Source organism: Mesorhizobium sp. M2A.F.Ca.ET.037.01.1.1 (assembly GCF_003998075.1).
Lineage (GTDB): Bacteria > Pseudomonadota > Alphaproteobacteria > Rhizobiales > Rhizobiaceae > Mesorhizobium.
This window is the reverse complement of record NZ_RZSA01001649.1, coordinates 1-676: the sequence shown is the minus strand read 5'-3', so window position 1 is coordinate 676 and position 676 is coordinate 1. Positions and strand designations below refer to the sequence as shown.

Genomic DNA, 676 nt, shown 5'->3' with positions numbered 1-676 from the left:
GGCCGGATTTCTTCAGCACGGGCGCCGCGCCGCTGCGGCTGGCGCGCAGCGCGTTGAGGCTCTCGACCAGCATCAGCCCGCCGACCGTGCCGAGCAGCACCACGTAGAGCAGCGAGATGAAGAGGTCGAGCTGGCCGAGCCGGCGCAACAGCGCGAAGACGTAGATGCCCGCGGTCGAGCCGACAATGCCGCCGGCCAGCAGCACGCCGCCCAGCTTGAAGTCGAGCGTGCCGCGCTTGAAGTGCGAGAGCGCGCCGGAGAAGGAAGAGGCGATGACCTGGTTGGCGCCGGTGGCGACCGCGATCGCGGGCGGGATGTTGTAGAAGATCAAAAGCGGCGTGATGAGGAAGCCGCCGCCGACCCCGAACATGCCCGACAGGAAGCCCACCGCCGCGCCCATCGCCAGCAGCACGAAGACGTTGACGGAAATTTCCGCGATCGGGAGATAGATGCCCACCCGGCTGTCTCGATCAGTTTGTCTGTCGGCGCACAGTGCCGTCCCCGGACACTAAAGCACCGAAAAGCCAATTTTTTCTTGCGCCGGTGCGGCGGCGGGTCAAAACCCCGCCGCCGCACCGAAACAAAAACCATCTCAATCAGTTAACAGGCAAATGTGTGGCAGGGCGTCGTGTATGCGACGCGCCTGCCGTTATTTCTTCGCCAAGAGCGCCTTGAC

General features: G+C 64.6%; 1 protein-coding gene. It reads right to left on the bottom strand.

What is annotated here, in order from left to right; translation table 11 throughout:
* Positions 1–457, bottom strand: a 457-nt coding sequence (locus EOA27_RS38980) for a sulfite exporter TauE/SafE family protein (protein WP_145970931.1), incomplete at its 3' end; no start/stop codon positions are given.
* Between the last annotated feature and the right edge of the window lie 219 nt (positions 458–676).